18 protein-coding genes are annotated in these 16,599 nt (G+C 62.3%); 8 read left to right on the forward strand and 10 right to left on the reverse strand.

The annotated features are described in order from the left end of the window. Nucleotides 1-14 precede the first annotated feature (14 nt). The 3 genes from AC07N4_RS24600 to AC07N4_RS24610 all read left to right on the forward strand — a co-directional run bounded on the left by AC07N4_RS24600 (nt 15) and on the right by AC07N4_RS24610 (nt 2,894). On the forward strand, nt 15-848 hold the full coding sequence (locus AC07N4_RS24600) for an aldo/keto reductase (protein WP_493066465.1): 834 nt from the start codon (nt 15-17) through the stop codon (nt 846-848). A 201-nt stretch (nt 849-1,049) separates the two neighbouring features. Continuing rightward, a complete protein-coding gene (ypfJ, locus tag AC07N4_RS24605) occupies nt 1,050-1,940 on the forward strand; it encodes a KPN_02809 family neutral zinc metallopeptidase (protein ID WP_096820823.1) in 891 nt (296 codons plus the stop codon). Next, on the forward strand, nt 1,941-2,894 hold the full coding sequence (locus AC07N4_RS24610; protein WP_096820822.1) for a S49 family peptidase domain-containing protein: 954 nt from the start codon (nt 1,941-1,943) through the stop codon (nt 2,892-2,894). A 28-nt stretch (nt 2,895-2,922) separates the two neighbouring features. Here the strand turns inward: AC07N4_RS24610 and AC07N4_RS24615 are convergent, their stop codons facing one another. From AC07N4_RS24615 to AC07N4_RS24625, 3 genes are all read right to left on the reverse strand, one after another. After that, nucleotides 2,923-3,516 (reverse strand): HAD family hydrolase, encoded by a 594-nt coding sequence (locus AC07N4_RS24615; protein WP_273538849.1) that lies wholly within the window; start codon nt 3,514-3,516, stop codon nt 2,923-2,925. Further along, nucleotides 3,513-4,382, reverse strand: a complete 870-nt coding sequence (gene tesB, locus AC07N4_RS24620; RefSeq protein ID WP_085712241.1) for an acyl-CoA thioesterase II — start codon at nt 4,380-4,382, stop codon at nt 3,513-3,515. Before tesB ends, AC07N4_RS24615 begins: the two co-directional genes overlap by 4 nt. Before the next feature lie 105 nt (nt 4,383-4,487). Beyond that, complete coding sequence (locus AC07N4_RS24625; RefSeq protein ID WP_102621130.1) at nt 4,488-5,057, reverse strand: GNAT family N-acetyltransferase; 570 nt, start codon at nt 5,055-5,057, stop codon at nt 4,488-4,490. Between the two features lie 83 nt (nt 5,058-5,140). Between AC07N4_RS24625 and AC07N4_RS24630 the strand changes: the two genes are divergently transcribed. Both AC07N4_RS24630 and AC07N4_RS24635 read left to right on the forward strand, forming a co-directional pair. Continuing rightward, nucleotides 5,141-6,061: a histone deacetylase family protein gene (locus AC07N4_RS24630; protein WP_102621131.1), complete on the forward strand. Its 921-nt coding sequence runs from the start codon at nt 5,141-5,143 to the stop codon at nt 6,059-6,061. A gap of 175 nt (nt 6,062-6,236) precedes the next feature. Then, nucleotides 6,237-7,472 carry a TIGR03862 family flavoprotein gene (locus AC07N4_RS24635; RefSeq protein WP_493066464.1) on the forward strand — a complete coding sequence of 412 codons (1,236 nt, stop codon included), beginning with the start codon at nt 6,237-6,239 and terminating at the stop codon, nt 7,470-7,472. A gap of 379 nt (nt 7,473-7,851) precedes the next feature. Here AC07N4_RS24635 and rhlE1 read toward each other — a convergent pair whose 3' ends face one another. Next, complete coding sequence (gene rhlE1, locus AC07N4_RS24640) at nt 7,852-9,192, reverse strand: RNA helicase RhlE1 (RefSeq protein ID WP_493066463.1); 1,341 nt, start codon at nt 9,190-9,192, stop codon at nt 7,852-7,854. A gap of 53 nt (nt 9,193-9,245) precedes the next feature. Then, nucleotides 9,246-10,196: a drug/metabolite exporter YedA gene (gene yedA / locus AC07N4_RS24645; RefSeq protein WP_096820816.1), complete on the reverse strand. Its 951-nt coding sequence runs from the start codon at nt 10,194-10,196 to the stop codon at nt 9,246-9,248. A gap of 163 nt (nt 10,197-10,359) precedes the next feature. Between yedA and AC07N4_RS24650 the strand changes: the two genes are divergently transcribed. Then, nucleotides 10,360-10,815, forward strand: a complete 456-nt coding sequence (locus tag AC07N4_RS24650; protein ID WP_102621133.1) for an Lrp/AsnC family transcriptional regulator — start codon at nt 10,360-10,362, stop codon at nt 10,813-10,815. A 147-nt stretch (nt 10,816-10,962) separates the two neighbouring features. Here AC07N4_RS24650 and AC07N4_RS24655 read toward each other — a convergent pair whose 3' ends face one another. From AC07N4_RS24655 to AC07N4_RS24665, 3 genes are all read right to left on the reverse strand, one after another. Then, the gene (locus AC07N4_RS24655) at nt 10,963-11,568 is read right to left on the reverse strand and encodes a 3'-5' exonuclease (RefSeq protein ID WP_039771802.1); all 606 of its coding nucleotides are present in this window, start codon (nt 11,566-11,568) and stop codon (nt 10,963-10,965) included. A gap of 17 nt (nt 11,569-11,585) precedes the next feature. Then, nucleotides 11,586-12,065, reverse strand: coding sequence for a LabA-like NYN domain-containing protein (locus tag AC07N4_RS24660; protein ID WP_493066462.1), 480 nt, complete (start codon nt 12,063-12,065; stop codon nt 11,586-11,588). 137 nt (nt 12,066-12,202) lie between these two features. After that, complete coding sequence (locus AC07N4_RS24665) at nt 12,203-12,961, reverse strand: DUF2076 domain-containing protein (protein ID WP_096820813.1); 759 nt, start codon at nt 12,959-12,961, stop codon at nt 12,203-12,205. Between the two features lie 178 nt (nt 12,962-13,139). On the opposite strand from AC07N4_RS24665, the gene AC07N4_RS24670 reads away from it, so the two are divergent. Further along, on the forward strand, nt 13,140-13,814 hold the full coding sequence (locus AC07N4_RS24670) for a YciC family protein (protein WP_102620832.1): 675 nt from the start codon (nt 13,140-13,142) through the stop codon (nt 13,812-13,814). 74 nt (nt 13,815-13,888) lie between these two features. Next, nucleotides 13,889-14,965 carry an endonuclease/exonuclease/phosphatase family protein gene (locus tag AC07N4_RS24675; protein ID WP_096820811.1) on the forward strand — a complete coding sequence of 359 codons (1,077 nt, stop codon included), beginning with the start codon at nt 13,889-13,891 and terminating at the stop codon, nt 14,963-14,965. Nucleotides 14,966-14,967: 2 nt separating this feature from the next. Here AC07N4_RS24675 and AC07N4_RS24680 read toward each other — a convergent pair whose 3' ends face one another. Next, nucleotides 14,968-15,804, reverse strand: a complete 837-nt coding sequence (locus AC07N4_RS24680; protein WP_064382153.1) for an ABC transporter ATP-binding protein — start codon at nt 15,802-15,804, stop codon at nt 14,968-14,970. Further along, on the reverse strand, nt 15,792-16,595 hold the full coding sequence (locus tag AC07N4_RS24685) for an ABC transporter permease (protein WP_085732919.1): 804 nt from the start codon (nt 16,593-16,595) through the stop codon (nt 15,792-15,794). Before AC07N4_RS24685 ends, AC07N4_RS24680 begins: the two co-directional genes overlap by 13 nt. Between the last annotated feature and the right edge of the window lie 4 nt (nt 16,596-16,599).

A 16,599-nucleotide genomic window follows, 5' to 3' on the forward strand; every position in this document is an offset into this window, starting at 1 on the left:
AGGAAGCGCCGACCATGCAGCACATCGTCAACAGACAAGGACTGAACCTGCCCAAACTCGGCCTCGGCACCTGGCCGATGCTCGGCGACGAATGCACCCGCGCCGTGGAGCAAGCACTGGAGCTCGGTTACCGACATATCGACACGGCGGCGGCCTACAACAATGAAGACGCGGTCGGACAGGCACTGGCGAATACGCCGACACCCCGCGAGCAGATCCACGTCACCACCAAGGTCTGGTGGGACCAGTTGCAACCGGATGCCATGCGTCACTCGCTGGATCGCAGCCTCAAGGCGTTGCGCAGTGAGTACGTCGACCTGTTCATGATCCATTGGCCGACTACTGACTGGGACTTGCCACGCACTCTTGAGACCCTCGCGTCGTTCAAAGAGCAAGGTCTGGCTCGCAATATCGGCGTGGCGAATTTTCCGCTGCCGTTGCTGCGCACGGTCGTCGAGGAATACGGCATCCCGCTGTCAGCGATTCAGGTCGAGTACCACGTCCTGCTCGGACAAAACGCTTTGCTCGACTACGCCCGTCAACACGATCTGGCGCTGACGGCCTACACGCCACTGGCGCGTAACAAGGTCTCGGAGGTTGCGCAGATTCAACAGATCGCCGAAAAACACGGCGTGCTGCCGACTCAAGTCGCGCTGAAGTGGTTGCTGGATCAGGACAATGTCGCAGCGATTCCCAAGGCCAGCAGCCGGGCCAATCAACTGGCCAACCTGGCGTCACTGAAGGTCGAACTGGACGATGAGGACCGTGCTTTGATTGCCGCGTTGTCCAAACGCGAACGTCAGGTCAGCCCGGACTTCGCGCCGGTGTGGGACGCCTTTGACCGCTGACACCTGACCCGGCGAAAGAAATTCGCCGGCGGATTGAATTCCCGGCGCCCGTGCTCGTCAATAACAGGCCCGACCTCGTCACGCGAGGTCGGGCCTGTTTGTCTGTGTGCGAATGGACGGACGACCGGACTGGCGCCACACTCACACACCAGCAACACTCATCACCACACACTTTCCACCTGAACAGACGAGGATTCCCACATGCTATGGAGAAAAGGTCGACGCAGTGACAACGTCGTCGATGCCCGTGGCGATGACATGGGCGGTGGCGGTGGAGGCATGCGCTTCGGTGGCGGCAAAGGCCTGAGCCTCGGGGCGATCCTGTTGATCGTCGGTATCGGCTGGATCACCGGGCAAGACCCGCTACAGATTCTCGGCCAGCTCACCGGCCAAGGCACACAGCAAGCCGCACCGACTTCGCAAACCCGTCAGGCACCGCCGGCCAACGATGAACAGGCTGAATTTGTGCGTTCGATCCTCGGCGACACCGAGGACACCTGGGGCGCGATCTTCCAGCAGGCCGGCCGCCAATATAAGGATCCGACCCTGGTGCTGTTCAGCAACCGGGTCAATTCGGCCTGCGGCATGGCCACCTCGGCCACCGGCCCGTTCTATTGCCCGGCGGACCAGAAGGTCTATCTGGACATGGCGTTCTTCCAGGAAATGTCGCAACGCTTCAAGGCGGCCGGCGACTTTGCCCAGGCCTACGTGATCGCTCACGAAGTCGGTCACCATGTGCAGACGCTGCTGGGCGTCTCGGCGAAAATCCAGGCCGCCCGCCAGCAAGGTCGGCAGATGGAAGGTGACGGCGGTCTGCTGGTGCGTCAGGAACTGCAAGCCGATTGTCTGGCCGGGGTCTGGGCCTACAACGCGCAGAAGCGTCTGAACTGGCTGGAACCGGGCGATATCGAAGAGGCCTTGAACGCGGCGAACGCCATCGGTGATGATCGCCTGCAACAACAGGGTCAGGGCCGTGTAGTGCCGGACTCGTTCACTCACGGTACGTCGGCGCAAAGGGTGCGCTGGTTCAAAACCGGATTCGCCCAGGGCCAGGTCGGCCAGTGCGATACCTTTGCGGCGAAAAACCTGTAAATGCATAAATGGCTGTTGGCTTTACTGTTCATCGGCGGCACCGCACAAGCGGCCGGCGTCGACGCGATCAGTCCCGGACGCCTGCAGTTGCAGGCCGGCGAAATGGCGGTGGGCATCGGCCCGGCGCCGGCGAAAATCGAGCGGGTGCTGATCGTCATTCATGGCAAGCTGCGCAACGCCGAGACCTATCGCAAAAGTGGCGAGAGCGCCGCCGAACTGGCCGGGCAAACCGCCAACACCCTGGTGATCGCCCCGCAGTTTCTCAACGAAAGCGATGTCGCCCTCTATTCGTTGCCCGCCAGCGTCCTGCGCTGGAAAGGCAATGAGTGGATGGGCGGCGGGTTATCCACAGGGCCGAACGCGCTCAGTTCTTATGCCGCCCTCGACGAAATCATTGGCCGGCTCAGCGACCGCAAGCAGTTTCCGGACGTGAAGCAGATCGTGATCTTCGGCCACTCCGGCGGCGGTCAGGTGGTGCAGCGCTATGCCCTGCTGGCCCGCGAACAGCCGGCACTCAAGGCCGAAGGCATTCGCTTGCGTTATGTGGTGGCCAACCCGTCGTCGTACGCCTACTTCAATGAACAACGGCCGGTAGCGTTCGATCACGCGCAGTGCCCGGGTTTCAATCGCTGGAAGTACGGTCTGGTGGATCCGCCGATCTACTCCGGTGGGCAAACGCCTGCGCAGCTTGAAGGCAGTTACGTCAAACGTGAGGTGATTTATCTGCTCGGCCAGCAGGACACCGACCCGCAACACCCGGCCCTGGACAAGAGCTGCGCCGCCGAAGCGCAAGGCGCCTATCGCCTGATGCGCGGAAAAATGTTCTTCAGCTATCTGCTGCGTCGGCATCCGGAAGGGGTGAATCAGCGGCTGGTGGAAGTGCCCGGTGTCGGGCATAACGGCGACGGCATGCTGACATCGCCGGAAGGCCAGAAAGCGATATTCGACCAATAAAAAACGGGGGCCGAAGCCCCCGTTTTTTTCAAGCGAACAACATCCGCCGCAATTCCACACAATCCTTCGCATGCCAGTCGGTCAGCTCCGGCCACGGATTATCCGGCAGGTTCACCAGCACCGTGTGGGTGCCCGCCGCCCGACCGCAGTCGAGGTCAAAGCGGTAATCGCCGACCATCACCATCTCGCTCGCCGGCACTTGCCAGGCATCCGCCAGTTTCAGCAAACCGCCCGGGTGCGGTTTCGGCGGCGCTTCATCGCGGCCCAGTACATCGTCCACCGCAAAGCAGTCCGCCAGGCCGATGGCCTCCAGCGTCACATGGGCCAGCTCCCGCGCATTGCGGGTCAGGATGCCGAGGCGATAACCCCGCGCGTGCAGATCGCGCACCAACTCCACCGCGCCGACTGCCGGGGTCGAGCCGAGCGCCAGATCGCGCTCATGCTCCAGCAGCCACGCATGTTTCGCCGCCGCTTCTTCGGCGGGTAACGCCGCGAGGTGTGTAAGGATGTCGTCCTCCGGCGGGATCGCCAGCGCCACGCGAATCGCCGCGAAGTCATGCACGGCGACGGTCAGGGTGCCGTCCATGTCGAACACCCAGTGCCGCACATCCGCCAGACTCATGCCCAATCCTTGCGATGACGGATCAGGCCTTCCTGAGTCACCGAGGCCACCAGTTGCCCGGCGCGGTTGAACACGCTGCCACGGGAGAAGCCGCGGGAATTGCCGGCCCACGGGCTGTCCATGGCGTAGAGCAACCAGTCATCGGCGCGCAGGTCGTTGTGGAACCACAGCGCGTGGTCGAGGCTGGCGACCTGCATGTCTTTCTGCCAGACCGATTTGCCGTGCGGCAGCATCGACGTGGTCAGCAGACCGAAGTCCGAGGCGTAGGCCAGCAGGTATTTGTGCAGCGCCGGGATGTCGGCCAATGCACCGTCGGCACGGAACCACACGTACTTGATCGGGTCCGCCGGTTGCGGGTTGTACGGGTCTTTTTCAGTGACCGGGCGCACTTCGATCGGCTTCGGGCACAGCAGTTTTTCGCGCATGTGTTCCGGGATCAGGTGCGCGCGTTGCTGGGTCAGTTCCAGCTCCGACGGCAGGTTTTCCGGGCCGACCACTTGCGGCATCTGGCTCTGGTGTTCGAAGCCTTCTTCGTCGTACTGGAACGAAGCGCTGCAAGTGAAAATCGGGTGGCCCTTCTGGATCGCGGTCACGCGGCGGGTGCTGAAACTGCCGCCGTCACGCACGCGATCCACCGAGTAGACCACCGGCAACTTGGCATCGCCCGGGCGCAGGAAATAACCGTGCATCGAATGCACATGACGCGTCTCTTCAACGGTCTGACTGGCCGCCGACAGCGACTGGCCGAGCACCTGGCCGCCGAACAACTGGCGAAAGCCCAGATCCTGACTGCGACCACGGAACAGGTTTTCCTCGATCGGTTCGAGGGTCAGCAGATCCACCAGATCTTCCAACACTTGGCTCATTCAGACTCTCCTCACACAACGCTATGCCGCGCAGTCTTGGCTGCGGCGGCCAATTCAGGTTCTGGCGCGAGCCATGATCGCGCCATTGTAAACGTCCGTGTCGGCTTAGCCATGCAGGGTCTGCAGCCATTGCTCCCTGGTGATGCGGTACAACAGATGTCGACGCAACGGGTGATCGACAGCCACTTTCGGGTGATCGAAATCATGGGCCGGGTCGTGATGCATGCCGATGGCTTGCATGACCTTTTCCGACGGCAGATTGCTCTGCGCAGTGAACGCCACAATTTCCTTCAGGGCCAACCGGTCAAAGCCACAGCGCAGCGCGGTCCACGCCGCCTCGCTGGCATAACCCAGGCCCCAGTGTTCTTTCGCCAGGCGCCAGCCGATTTCCACCGCCGGGGTGAACGGCGCGTCGAAACCGACCACGCCGAGCCCGGTAAAACCGATGAATTCGCCGGTGTCCTTGCGTTCCAGCGCCCACAAGCCAAAGCCGTGTTCGGCGAAATGACCGCGTACACGGCCGATCAGCGCGGCGCTTTCCAACCGACTCAAGGGGGCGGGAAAGTAGCGCATCACCTGCGGATCGGCGCACATCGCCGCAAATGCCGGCAAATCCGCGTCCTGCCACTGACGCATCAGCAGTCGCGCGCTTTCCAGCTCAAGTATCGGCTCCATCGTGCCCCTCCGTTTCCATGCCGCAAGTCTACATCGCTGGTAGGCTTTGCACTCTTTCCTACAGCCTTTATGAATAGTCCGCCATGCCATTGCCGTTGATCTACCACGAAGACTACAGCCCCGAGTTTCCGGCGGATCACCGCTTTCCCATGGACAAGTTCCGCCTGCTGCGCGATCACCTGGTGGACAGCGGCCTCACCCGCGACGAAGACCTGCTGCGCCCTGAACTGTGCCCTGCCGACATCCTCGCCCTGGCCCATGACCGCGGTTATATCGAACGCTACATGAGTGGCGAATTGTCCCGTGAAGACCAGCGGCGTCTCGGCCTGCCATGGAACGAAGCGCTGGCCCGGCGCACGGTGCGGGCCGTCGGCGGTTCGATTCTGGCGGCAGAGAAAGCGCTGGAGCATGGCCTGGCCTGTCACCTCGCCGGCGGCACCCATCACGCCCACTACGACTACCCCGCCGGGTTCTGCATCTTCAATGACCTGGCGATCATCAGCCACTACCTGCTGCAAAGCGGCCGGGTGAACCGGGTGCTGATCTTCGATTGCGACGTGCATCAGGGCGACGGGACTGCACGTATTCTGCACAACACCCCGGAAGCGATCACCGTTTCCCTGCACTGCGAAAAGAACTTTCCTGCACGCAAGGCCGAAAGCGACTGGGACATTCCGCTGCCCAACGGCATGGGCGATACCGATTACCTGAAAGTGGTCGACGATGCGCTCAACTACCTGCTGCCGCTGTATCAACCGGATCTGGTGCTGTACGACGCCGGTGTCGACGTACACAAGGACGACGCCCTCGGTTATCTGCAACTGACTGACGAAGGCGTCGCCGCCCGCGACGAAAGCGTGATGCGCCACTGTCTGGGCCGCGACATCCCGGTGGTCGGGGTGATCGGCGGCGGTTACAGCAAGGATCGCCAGGCCTTGGCCCGCCGTCACGGCATCCTGCATCACAGTGCGCAACGCGTCTGGCAGTCATCGGGTTGTCATTGAGTTGTGCTGCGTTACCCACAATGGCTGTGGAACGGCCTGTGGATAACCTGAGCGAAACGGACTACAGCCCACGCTGAACATGGCCCGCAGCAAGCTGGTTGTTTTTTGATCAGACCTGACAATGGCCGCTGCTGCTAGAATGCGCGGCTTATTCCGCCACGCTATTGCCGCTGCCATGACTCAGACTTCCGCCGCCCCTTCCGCTCACGTCGCCATCATCGGCGGTGGCCCCGCCGGCCTGATGGCCGCCGAAGTGCTGAGCCAGGCCGGAGTCCGCGTCGATTTGTACGACGGCATGCCCTCGGTGGGCCGCAAGTTCCTGCTGGCCGGGGTCGGCGGCATGAACATCACCCATTCCGAAGCCTACCCGGCGTTCCTCTCGCGCTACGCCGAACGCGCCCCGAACATCGCCCCGTTGCTGCGCGCGTTCGACGCCGATGCACTGTGCCGGTGGATTCACGAACTGGGCATTGAAACCTTCATCGGCAGCTCGGGCCGGGTGTTCCCCACCGACATGAAAGCCGCGCCGTTGCTCCGCGCCTGGCTCAAGCGCCTGCGCGACAGCGGTGTGGTTATCCACACCCGCCATCGTTGGCTCGGCTGGGATGAAAACGGTGCGCTGCGCATCGACAGCCCGGAAGGCGAGAAAACCCTCAACCCCGACGCCACCCTGCTCGCCCTCGGCGGTGGCAGTTGGTCGCGGCTGGGCTCCGACGGCGCGTGGATGCTGCCGCTGGAGCAACGCGGTGTAGGACTGGCGCCGTTGCAGCCGAGCAATTGCGGCTTCGAGGTGCAGACCTGGAGCGAAGTGCTGGTCAGCAAATTCGCCGGCGCGCCGCTGAAAAATATCGCCATCGGTTTGAACGACGATGTTCCGCGTCTGGGTGAATGCGTGATCACTGCGACCGGCATCGAGGGCAGTTTGATTTACGCGCTCTCAGCGCCGATTCGTGAGGCGATCAATGTGCACGGTGCAGCGACTATTCACATCGACCTGCTGCCAGGCCGACCTGTGGATAAATTGCAGGCGGCATTGAGCAAACCAAGGGGTTCGCGCTCGATGGCCAAGCATCTGCACAGTCAGGTCGGGATTGATGGGGTGAAAGCGGCGTTGCTGCGTGAACTCACTGACGCCGCAACCTTTGCCGATCCGGCGCTGCTGGCCCGGGCGATCAAGGCCTTGCCGCTGACCTTGGTGAAAACCCGTCCGCTGGACGAAGCGATCAGCAGTGCCGGTGGCGTGACGTTCGAGGCGATGGACGAGCGGATGATGCTCAAGGCGTTGCCGGGGGTGTTTTGTGCGGGGGAAATGCTGGATTGGGAAGCGCCGACTGGCGGGTATCTGCTGACAGCGTGTTTTGCCAGTGGCCGGGCGGCGGGGTTGGGGATGCTGGACTGGTTACGACGCTGATACCGAGTTGCACCTCTTCCCCTCACCCCAGCCCTCTCCCGGAGGGAGAGGGAGCCGACCGAGGTGTCTGGCGTCATACATCGACCTGAGAGACCGAGTCGATTATGGATTCGGGAAAACAGAATCAGGTCGGCGCATCTCTGAAGCATCCCCCAATCAGTCTCTCTCCCTCCGGGAGAGGGAGCCGACCGCGGTGTCTGGCGTCATACATCGACCTGAAAAACCGAGTCGATTATGGATTCATCGATCAAGTGCTTTTCACAACCTGAGTTCGACTCGGTATTTCAGGTCGGCGTAACTCGCAAAAACAACCCCGTCAGTCCCCTCTCCCCCCGGGAGAGGGTTAGGGTGAGGGGGCTTTTGATCTTTAAGGCAATCTTCAAGGCTTACGCTTACGCGGCCCGGTATTGAACACCGGCACTTTACGAACAGGCTTGATCGAAGGCTCCGGCGCCTGAGTCTCGCCGCTGTCCACCCACTTGCCCAGATTGCGCTTGCCACCGCCACCACCGGAAGCTTTCGGCTTCTTCGGTTTCTTCGGCTTCTTGATCACCTGGCCACTGGCATCGGTGTCCGGCACGCGGTGCTCCGGCACGAAGTCCGGTTCGATCTCGCGCTTCAACGTGCTGCGGGTCAGCATTTCAATGGCCGACAACATGTTCACTTCATCGGCACACACCAACGAAATCGCCTCACCGGTCGCACCTGCGCGGCCAGTCCGGCCGATACGGTGGATGTAATCCTCGGCAACGATCGGCAGATCAAAGTTGACCACCAACGGCAGGTCTTCGATATCCAGACCACGGGCGGCAACATCGGTAGCCACCAGAATCTGCACTTCGCTCATTTTGAAACGGTCCAACGCCCGCTGCCGGGTCGCTTGCGGCTTGTCGCCGTGGATGCCGTCGGCATTCACGCCCAGGCCCTGGAGCTTCTCGACCAGCGCGTCCACACCATTACGGGTCTTGGCGAACACCAGCACCTGCTTCCACTTGTTCTTGCGCATCAGGTGCACGAACAGTTCCGGCTTGCGCTTCTTGTCCACCGTCACCACCCACTGCTTGACGGTGTTGGCCGCCACGTTGCGCGGGCTGACTTCGATGCTCAGCGGATCGTTGAGCATCTGCCCGGCCAGCAGGCGGATGTCATCGGAGAAGGTCGCGGAGAACAGCAGCGTCTGACGTTTCTTCGGCAGCGCGCGGTAAATGTTCGCCAGCTCCTCGGAAAAGCCCAGGTCGAGCATGCGGTCGGCTTCGTCCAGCACCAGGGTTTGCAGCTGATTGAATTTCAGCGCCTTCTGGCGGAACAGGTCGAGCAAACGGCCCGGGGTTGCCACCAGCAGATCGACGCCGCCGCGCAGCTTCATCATCTGCGGGTTGATGCTGACGCCGCCGTACACCGCGTAAGTGCGCAACGGCAGGTTTTCGGCGTACTGGCGCACGGCTTCGTGGACTTGCTCTGCCAACTCGCGGGTCGGTACCAGGATCAATGCACGGACCGAGTTGGCAGCGACTTTCGGCCCTTCCATGCTCAGCAGCTGCAACAGCGGCAAGGCGAAACCGGCGGTCTTGCCGGTGCCGGTCTGGGCTGCGGCCATCAGGTCGCGACCGGCCAGCACGGCCGGAATGGCTTGCGCCTGCACCGGCGTCGGGGTCTGGTAGCCGAGCTTCTCGAGGGAGCGCAGCAAGGGTTCGATCAGGCCAAGGGTGGCGAAAGTCATGGGAGTACCGTAGGAAAAATCAGAGCAAAGTGTGCGATGGCGCGCAGTTTACCCTAATTCGCACGCTGCTCCGTCGCTATGGCCTTCGTTGCGGCAGCCGGCTCGGTGACCACCGGCAGCTGCCGTGGACGGCGCCACTGCGGCAGACCGATCAGCACCACCGCGCCGATGATCACCAGCATCGCCAGCGCCTCTTCGATCCCGATGGTCTCGCCGACAAACACGATCCCCAGCAACACCGCCACCGCCGGGTTCACATAGGCATAACTGGTGGCCGCCGCCGGACGGACGTTTTTCAACAGATACATGTAGGCGTTGAAGGCGATGATCGAGCCGAAGAAAATCAGGTATGCCAGCGCCAACCAGCCTTCCAGTGGCGGCATGGCCTGCAGGTGTTCACCGCTCGCCGCGCTGCCGATCAGCAGCACCACGCCGCCGACCAGCATTTCCACCGCACTGGCCATTGCGCCTTGAGGCAGCGGCAGGTGCTTGCTCCACACCGAACCGAACGCCCAGCTCGCCGCCGCGAAAATCAGCAGCGCCGCGCCCAGCGGGCTCGATTGCAGGTTGGAACCCATGTTGAGCATCGCGATGCCGATAATCCCCATCGCCACCCCGGCCCATTCCAGACGCGTGTTGCGAGCGCCCCAGAAATAACCGCAGAGCAAGGTAAACAGCGGCACCGTCGCCACTGCCAGTGCGGCAACACCCGACGCCACACCGCTGTGTTCGGCCAGGGTCACCGCACCGTTGCCGAAACTGAGCAACAGAATCCCGATGATCCCCGCCGCTTTCCACTGCGCCCAGGTCGGCGCCGGTGCCCCGCGCCAGCGCAGGAACGCGTACATCAGGCTGCCGGCGATCACGAAGCGCACACCGCCGAGCATCAGCGGCGGCCAGTATTCGACGCCGATGCGGATCACCAGATAGGTCGATCCCCAAATCACGTACAACGCAAAAAACGCGGCGATCAGCGGCAAGGAAAAACGGCGCACGGCAGACATGAGACGACTCGACATCAAGGCAGGGAGACTGGTTATTCTAGAAAGGCCAACCGCTAAAAATAAGTTACAAAACCTGTTTATAGCGCCGGTACACTTTTGAAAACACGGAGATCGACGGCCAAAACCGCGATTTCGAAAGTCTGGCATTTTCAGGAGTCCGACCTTGGACAAATACGACCGCATGCTGCTCAGCGCCCTGCTCGAAAACGGTCGCGCGTCCTACGCCGATCTCGCCCGCAAAGTGAACCTCTCCGCCCCCGCCGTCGCCGAGCGCGTGGCCAAACTCGAGGCCAGCGGCGTCATCACCGGTTACTCGGCCAAGGTCGACATGGCCAAGCTCGGCCTGCCGATCCAGTGCGTCATCGAACTGCGCCTGAACCAGCACGGCAACCCGAAGGTGTACGACGAACTGATCAGAATTCCGCAACTCACCGAATGCCACCGCGTCACCGGCGACCCGTGCGTGATCATGCAGGCCGCCGTGGGCTCGATGACCGAGCTGGAAGAGCTGATCAACCGGGTGGCGAAATTCGGGTTCAGCAAGACGTCGATCGTGTTGTCGAGTGCGATAGAGAAGCGGGTGCCGCTCGGTCATATCGAGGGCAACGGCAAACCCTGAGGCAATAACACCTACTGCCGCTCGTTCCCACGCTCTGCGTGGGAATGCAGCCCGGGACGCTCTGCGTCCCATTCGAGAGCTGGAACGCGGAGCGTCCCTTGAGGCATTCCCACGCGGAGCGTGGGAACGATCAACCAGGGGTGGACTTCAGCGATAGCGCTGGAGGTGTTCGCCGACTTTAGCGGCCGGGACTTTCTGCAATTTGCACAGCAGGTCGTGCGATAGCTCCCGCACCCCATGCTTGCGCCGCAACTCATCCGCCAGATGCGCCAGCAGGTTCGCCGCCATCTCCGCATCCGCCATCGCCCGGTGGGCCTGGCCGGTATGCGGCAGTTGGGCGAAGGTCGTGAGCGTGCCGAGCTTGTGGTTCGGCGCCGCCGGCATCAGGCGACGGGCCAGCAGCAGCGAACAGGCAAAGTTCTGCAGGCGGGTGCGTTTGATCCGGCCCAGTTCAAAGTCCCAGAACTTCTGGTCGAACGCGGCGTTGTGCGCCAGCAGGGGCGTGCAGCCGACGAATTCGTTGACTTCGTTCATCACTTGCTCGGCCGAAGGCGCGGTGCGCAGCATGGCGTTGCTGATGCCGGTGAGTTGTTCGATGAAGGCCGGGACGCGTACGCCGGCGTTCATCAGGCTCTGGTAACGCTCGACGATGCGGCCGTTTTCCAGCATGACCACGGCGATTTCCGTGGCCCGGCAGCTGCTGCTCGGCGAGATGCCGGTGGTTTCAAAGTCGATGACTGCAATGCGTTCCAAACCGGGTTCAACTCCGTTCAATTCTTGAGCAACAGCGTGCCTTCAATCGGCACATAACGGCTGGCGGCGCGGATCAACGAGTTGGCGGTCAGGCCGGGAACGCCATAGGCCACCGCTTGCACGCCGTGTTTGTTGATGATGCGTTCGAGCAGCATGTCGAAGTCGCCATCACCGGAAGCCAGGACGATTTCGTCGACGTGGTCGGCGGCGTCCATGATGTCGAGGGTAATGCCCACGTCCCAGTCGCCCTTGGCCGAGCCGTCGCTGCGCTGAATGTAGGGTTTGAGTTTCACGGTGAAACCGAGGTTGCGCAGGATCTGCTGGAACTGCTGCTGTTTGCTGTCGCCCCGGTCGATCGCATAGGCGTAGGCCTCGACGATCTGCCCGTCCTTGCTGATGTCCGCCCACAGTGCCGCGTAGTTGAAGTGGCAACCATAGGCCTGACGCACGGTGTAGTAGAGGTTCTGCACATCGGCGAACACTGCGATTTTTTTCACCGGAGTTCCTGTGAGCGCTGACGCGCATGAGCCGGATCAGGCACCAGGCCCGAAAAAGGCGCTCAGTATGCCAGCCCGAAGGAAGGTTCCGCGAATAATCGGCCCGGGGCGCTCAGGCGCCCCGGACGAATGGTGAATCAGACGAAGGAATCGTCGTCATCGAAGAACGATGAGTTGTCATCGCTGTAGTCGGTGTCGGTGAAGCCACCCTGGTTGTTGCCGAAGGAATCGTTGTTGGCCATGCGCTGGTCATCGCCCCAACCGTTATTACCCTGATCGGCCACTTGCGCAGGCTCTTCCTTGATCACTTCGACGATTTCTTCCGGCTGCTGGTTGTGATGGAACAGGCTGCTGATGCCTTGTGCCAGCATCACGCCACCGGCCACACCGGCCGCGGTTTTCAGGGCGCCGCCGAGGAAGCTGCTGCCCGCCGCCGGGGCCGCTTGCTGTTGGCCATAACCCGGTGGTGGCGCGCCAAAGTTCTGTTGTGGCGCGGGTGCACCGAAGTTCTGCTGCGGTGCCGGCTCACGCCAGCCGCCAGTAGAAGCCGGGGCGCTCTGGGTCGGCGCCGGGCGCGGGCTGCTGCCACCGAAGATGCTCGACAGGAAACCACCGCCGCTCGGCGCCGGGGCAGCACTTTGCGCCTTGGCCGATTGCAGTTCGGCCTGCAGTTGCTGAACCTGTTGAGTCAGTTGTTTGTTCTGTTCGTCGAGGCTCTTGATCGCGGCCTCCTGCACCAGAATCGCCTGGGTCATGAAATAGCCTGCGGCCGGCTGGCGCGTCAGGTGTTCCTTGATCCGCGCCTCGGCCTGGGCGTCACGCGGGGCTGCCTCCGTTTCGGCCTGCTGCAGCCGGGAAAACAGTCCATCGATCAGGGTTTGCTCTTCGCTGTTCATGGCGACCTCGTAGATTGCCGGGGATAACGTTGCCCTCCTCCACAGTGGAGGAGGCGCACCTCTGTAATGGAGGCAGTGACAGAATGTTTCAATGGTCTTTACCGAACGTTTACGTTTGCGCCCGGCAGCACATCATCGGTTAAAGTGAGCCACTGTTTTTGACCTGCGATACCGACTGATGAATGCCTTCGATGTGCTGCGTGACTCGCTGTATTTCTTTAAACGCAATCTGGTGCGGATCGTCCAGCTGTGCCTGCCGCTGGTGATCTTCGAAGCCGCGCTGCAACAAGTGGTCGATCGCGCCAGCGACCCGGACGGTTATTCGGCCATCAGCGTGATCGTCGGCCTGCTGGTCTATCCGCTGTACACCGCCGCGCTGATCCTGTTTCTCGACGCCCGCACCCGTGGCGAATCCCCGCAAACCCTCGATCTGCTGGCGATGTCGGCGCGCCTGTGGCCGCGTTTCGCCGTGCTCACTGCGCTCAACACGATGTTGATCCTGCTGGGCCTGTCCCTGTATTTCCTGCCAGGCCTGTGGCTGATGGTCACCCTGGCCTTCGGTGAATACCTGCTGGTGCTGCGCGGCTACGGCCCGTTGCAGGCGATGAAGGAAAGCCTGCGCCTGAGCCGTGGGCATTTCCTGCGGATTCTGGCGTGCATCCTCTGTGTGATGGGGCCGTTGTGGCTGCTCAAGGGCCTGACCTTGCAGGTCTATCCCGATCCGCAGAATCCGTTGATCGCCGTGCTGATCGACAGTGGCCACAGCTTCCTGCAACTGTTCACCAGCGTGGTGCTGTTCCGTCTGTTCATGTTGATCAGCGAATTACCCGACAAACGTGACGGAATAGCCTGACCGCTCTGCGCTTGGGCTGAGCGACGGGTCTCGGGTATGCTCGGGACCACTTCCGTATCGCTATAAGCCGAGCCATGACCCGTCTACTGCGCTACATCCTGCTCTCCGTGCTGCTGGCCGTTGCCCTGATCGGCGTGATGATTTTCAGCCTGACCTGGCGCCCCGACGCCCGGGAGACCCTGCCGGTCAGTTGCACCGGGCAGCCGCCGACGCTGGTGCCCGGCCAGGCGCTGAAGGTCATGACCTGGAACGTGCAATACCTGGCCGGCAAGCGTTACGTGTTCTGGAATGACCTGGCGCAAGGCGACGACGAAGCACCCACCCCGGAAGACATGGCGTTCAGCCTCGATGAAGTGGCGCGGGTGATCCGCGACGAACAGCCCGACGTGGTGCTGTTGCAGGAACTGGATGACGGCGCCAAGGCCAGCGACTATCAGAACCAGCTCAAGCTGTTGCAGGAACGCCTCGCCGACCTCTACCCGTGCAGTGCCCATGCCTTCGACTGGAAGGCCGATTTCGTCCCGGATCCGCATGTCTTCGGCAGCGTCGGCCGGCAACTCGCAACGCTCAGTCGCTTGCGCATCGAACACGCTGAACGCCTGCAATTGCCGGTGCAGCCGCTGAATATCATCAGCCGTCAGTTCCAGCCGAAAAACGCCCTGCTCGCCACCACCCTGCCGTTCAGCGATGGCGGGCAACTGGTGGTGTTCAACACGCATCTGGATCGCGCCATGCAGCCGGACGAAACCTTGCAGGCGCAAGTGACGGCGGTGGCCAAGGTTCTCGACAAACACGAAAGCCACGGCACGCCGTGGCTGATCGGGGGTGACTTCAACCTCTTGCCGCTCGGCCAGTACCGGCGCCTGCCCACCGAACAGCGCACGCCCTACTCCGTGGACAGTGCGCTGCATCTGTTGTGGGACAAGTACCCGATGATCCCGACCAACAACGAAGCCAGCGGCATCGACCGCGCCAAGTGGCTGACCCATTACCCCAACGACCCCGGTCTCAACGGCCCGGACCGCACGGTCGATTACCTGTTCTACAGCCCGAAGATCAAACGGGTCGAAGCCACAGTGCGGCAGGACGATACGTTGCGCATTTCCGATCATTTGCCGGTGATTGCGAAGTTCCTCCTGCCACCCAACTGATCTCAGTGAGCCTCTTCGAGATCGTCGTGCAACAGCCCGAAGATCTGCCGTTTCATGTCGATGAACGAGCGCTCCATGACCATGTCCAGCGTGCGCGGTCGTTCGATCGGCACATCCAGGATCTGCTTGATCCGCCCGGGCCGCGCGCCCATCACATACACCCGGTCGCCGAGCAGGATCGCTTCGTCGATATCGTGAGTGACGAACAGCACGGTTTTCTTGCTGTTGCCCCACACCCGTAACAACAGCTGCTGCATTTGCAGGCGAGTCTGGCTGTCGAGGGCGCCGAAGGGTTCGTCCATCAGCAGGATCTGCGGGTCGTTGGCCAGCGCCCGGGCAATCGCCACCCGCTGCATCATGCCGCCGGACAACTGCTTGGCGTAGTTGTCGGCAAACCCTGACAACCCGACCTCGTGCACGTAGTGATCGACGATCTCCTTGCGCCGCGCCGCCGGCATGCCCCGGCGCTTGAGGCCGAACTCGACGTTTTGCCGCACGGTCAGCCACGGGAACAGCGTGTAGCTCTGGAACACCATCCCGCGATCCGCGCCGGGGCCCTGCACTTGCTGGCCGCCGACGTAGATCTCGCCGGACGTCGGCTCGGCCAGGCCGGCGGTGAGGTACAGCAGGCTCGACTTGCCGCAGCCCGACGGCCCGACCAGCACCGCGAATTGCTGATCCGGCACTTCGAACGACACTTCTTCAAGCGCAGTGAATGTTCCGCCGCCGGGTTTGCTGTAGCGCAGGCTGACCTTGTCCACCTGCAACCTTGGCGCGGCGAGTGCCGGTGCGGCGACCGGCTCGATGAAACGACGGTTGGCAGCGGTTACTGAGCCCATGCGGCAATCCTCAAACGCAAGAAGCGGAACAGTTGATCGGTGACCAGGCCGAGCAGGCCGATGATCGCGATGGCGAGAAAAATCACATCCACCTGAAAGCCGCGCATGGCCTTGAGGCTCAAGTAGCCGAGGCCACTCGATGCGGCGACCAGTTCGGCGACCACCAGATAGGTCCAGGCCCAGCCCATGGTCACCCGCAAGGTGTCGAGCACACCCGGCAACGACGCCGGGGCGATCACATGCAGCACCGCGTCACGCCGGTTGGAACCGAGGGTGTAAGAGGCGTTGATCAAATCCTTGGAAATGCCTTTGGACACGTCCGCGACCATCACCAGTTGCTGGAAGAACACGCCGAAAATGATCACCGACACCCGCTGCTCCAGACCGATACCGATCCACAGGATGAACAGCGGCACGAACGAGGTCACCGGCAGGTAACGGATGAAATTCACCAGCGGTTCGAGGAACGCCTGGACGATACGGAAGCTGCCCATCAGCAAGCCCAGAGGCACTGCCACCAGCGACGACACGATGAAGCCCACCATCACCACTTCGACACTGGCCCAGACATGCTGGCCGAGGGTGCCGTCGCGGCTCAGGCGCACGGCGGCTTCAACCACCGCGCCGGGCGTCGGCAGGAACATCCCCGGCACGATGCCGCCGTAGGACAACCCGGCCCACAGGCCGACCAGCAACACCCAGGCCAGACCGCTGGCGCTCCACACCACCGGCACCGGCAATCCGGTCTTCGGCGTGATGCAGCGGCTCAGCCATGAATTGCGCTTGAACATGACC

The organism is Pseudomonas sp. GW821-FHT09E04, assembly GCF_059416185.1.

Coding starts and splice junctions, on each gene's coding strand:
- rhlE1 (WP_493066463.1), bottom strand. CDS start 9,192: ATGACTTTCGCCACCCTTGGCCTGATCGAACCCTTGCTGCGCTCCCTC.
- AC07N4_RS24610 (WP_096820822.1), top strand. CDS start 1,941: ATGCATAAATGGCTGTTGGCTTTACTGTTCATCGGCGGCACCGCACAA.
- tesB (WP_085712241.1), bottom strand. CDS start 4,382: ATGAGCCAAGTGTTGGAAGATCTGGTGGATCTGCTGACCCTCGAACCG.
- ypfJ (WP_096820823.1), top strand. CDS start 1,050: ATGCTATGGAGAAAAGGTCGACGCAGTGACAACGTCGTCGATGCCCGT.
- AC07N4_RS24675 (WP_096820811.1), top strand. CDS start 13,889: ATGACCCGTCTACTGCGCTACATCCTGCTCTCCGTGCTGCTGGCCGTT.
- AC07N4_RS24600 (WP_493066465.1), top strand. CDS start 15: ATGCAGCACATCGTCAACAGACAAGGACTGAACCTGCCCAAACTCGGC.
- AC07N4_RS24665 (WP_096820813.1), bottom strand. CDS start 12,961: ATGAACAGCGAAGAGCAAACCCTGATCGATGGACTGTTTTCCCGGCTG.
- AC07N4_RS24685 (WP_085732919.1), bottom strand. CDS start 16,595: ATGTTCAAGCGCAATTCATGGCTGAGCCGCTGCATCACGCCGAAGACC.
- AC07N4_RS24680 (WP_064382153.1), bottom strand. CDS start 15,804: ATGGGCTCAGTAACCGCTGCCAACCGTCGTTTCATCGAGCCGGTCGCC.
- AC07N4_RS24670 (WP_102620832.1), top strand. CDS start 13,140: ATGAATGCCTTCGATGTGCTGCGTGACTCGCTGTATTTCTTTAAACGC.
- AC07N4_RS24625 (WP_102621130.1), bottom strand. CDS start 5,057: ATGGAGCCGATACTTGAGCTGGAAAGCGCGCGACTGCTGATGCGTCAG.
- yedA (WP_096820816.1), bottom strand. CDS start 10,196: ATGTCTGCCGTGCGCCGTTTTTCCTTGCCGCTGATCGCCGCGTTTTTT.
- AC07N4_RS24615 (WP_273538849.1), bottom strand. CDS start 3,516: ATGAGTCTGGCGGATGTGCGGCACTGGGTGTTCGACATGGACGGCACC.
- AC07N4_RS24630 (WP_102621131.1), top strand. CDS start 5,141: ATGCCATTGCCGTTGATCTACCACGAAGACTACAGCCCCGAGTTTCCG.
- AC07N4_RS24635 (WP_493066464.1), top strand. CDS start 6,237: ATGACTCAGACTTCCGCCGCCCCTTCCGCTCACGTCGCCATCATCGGC.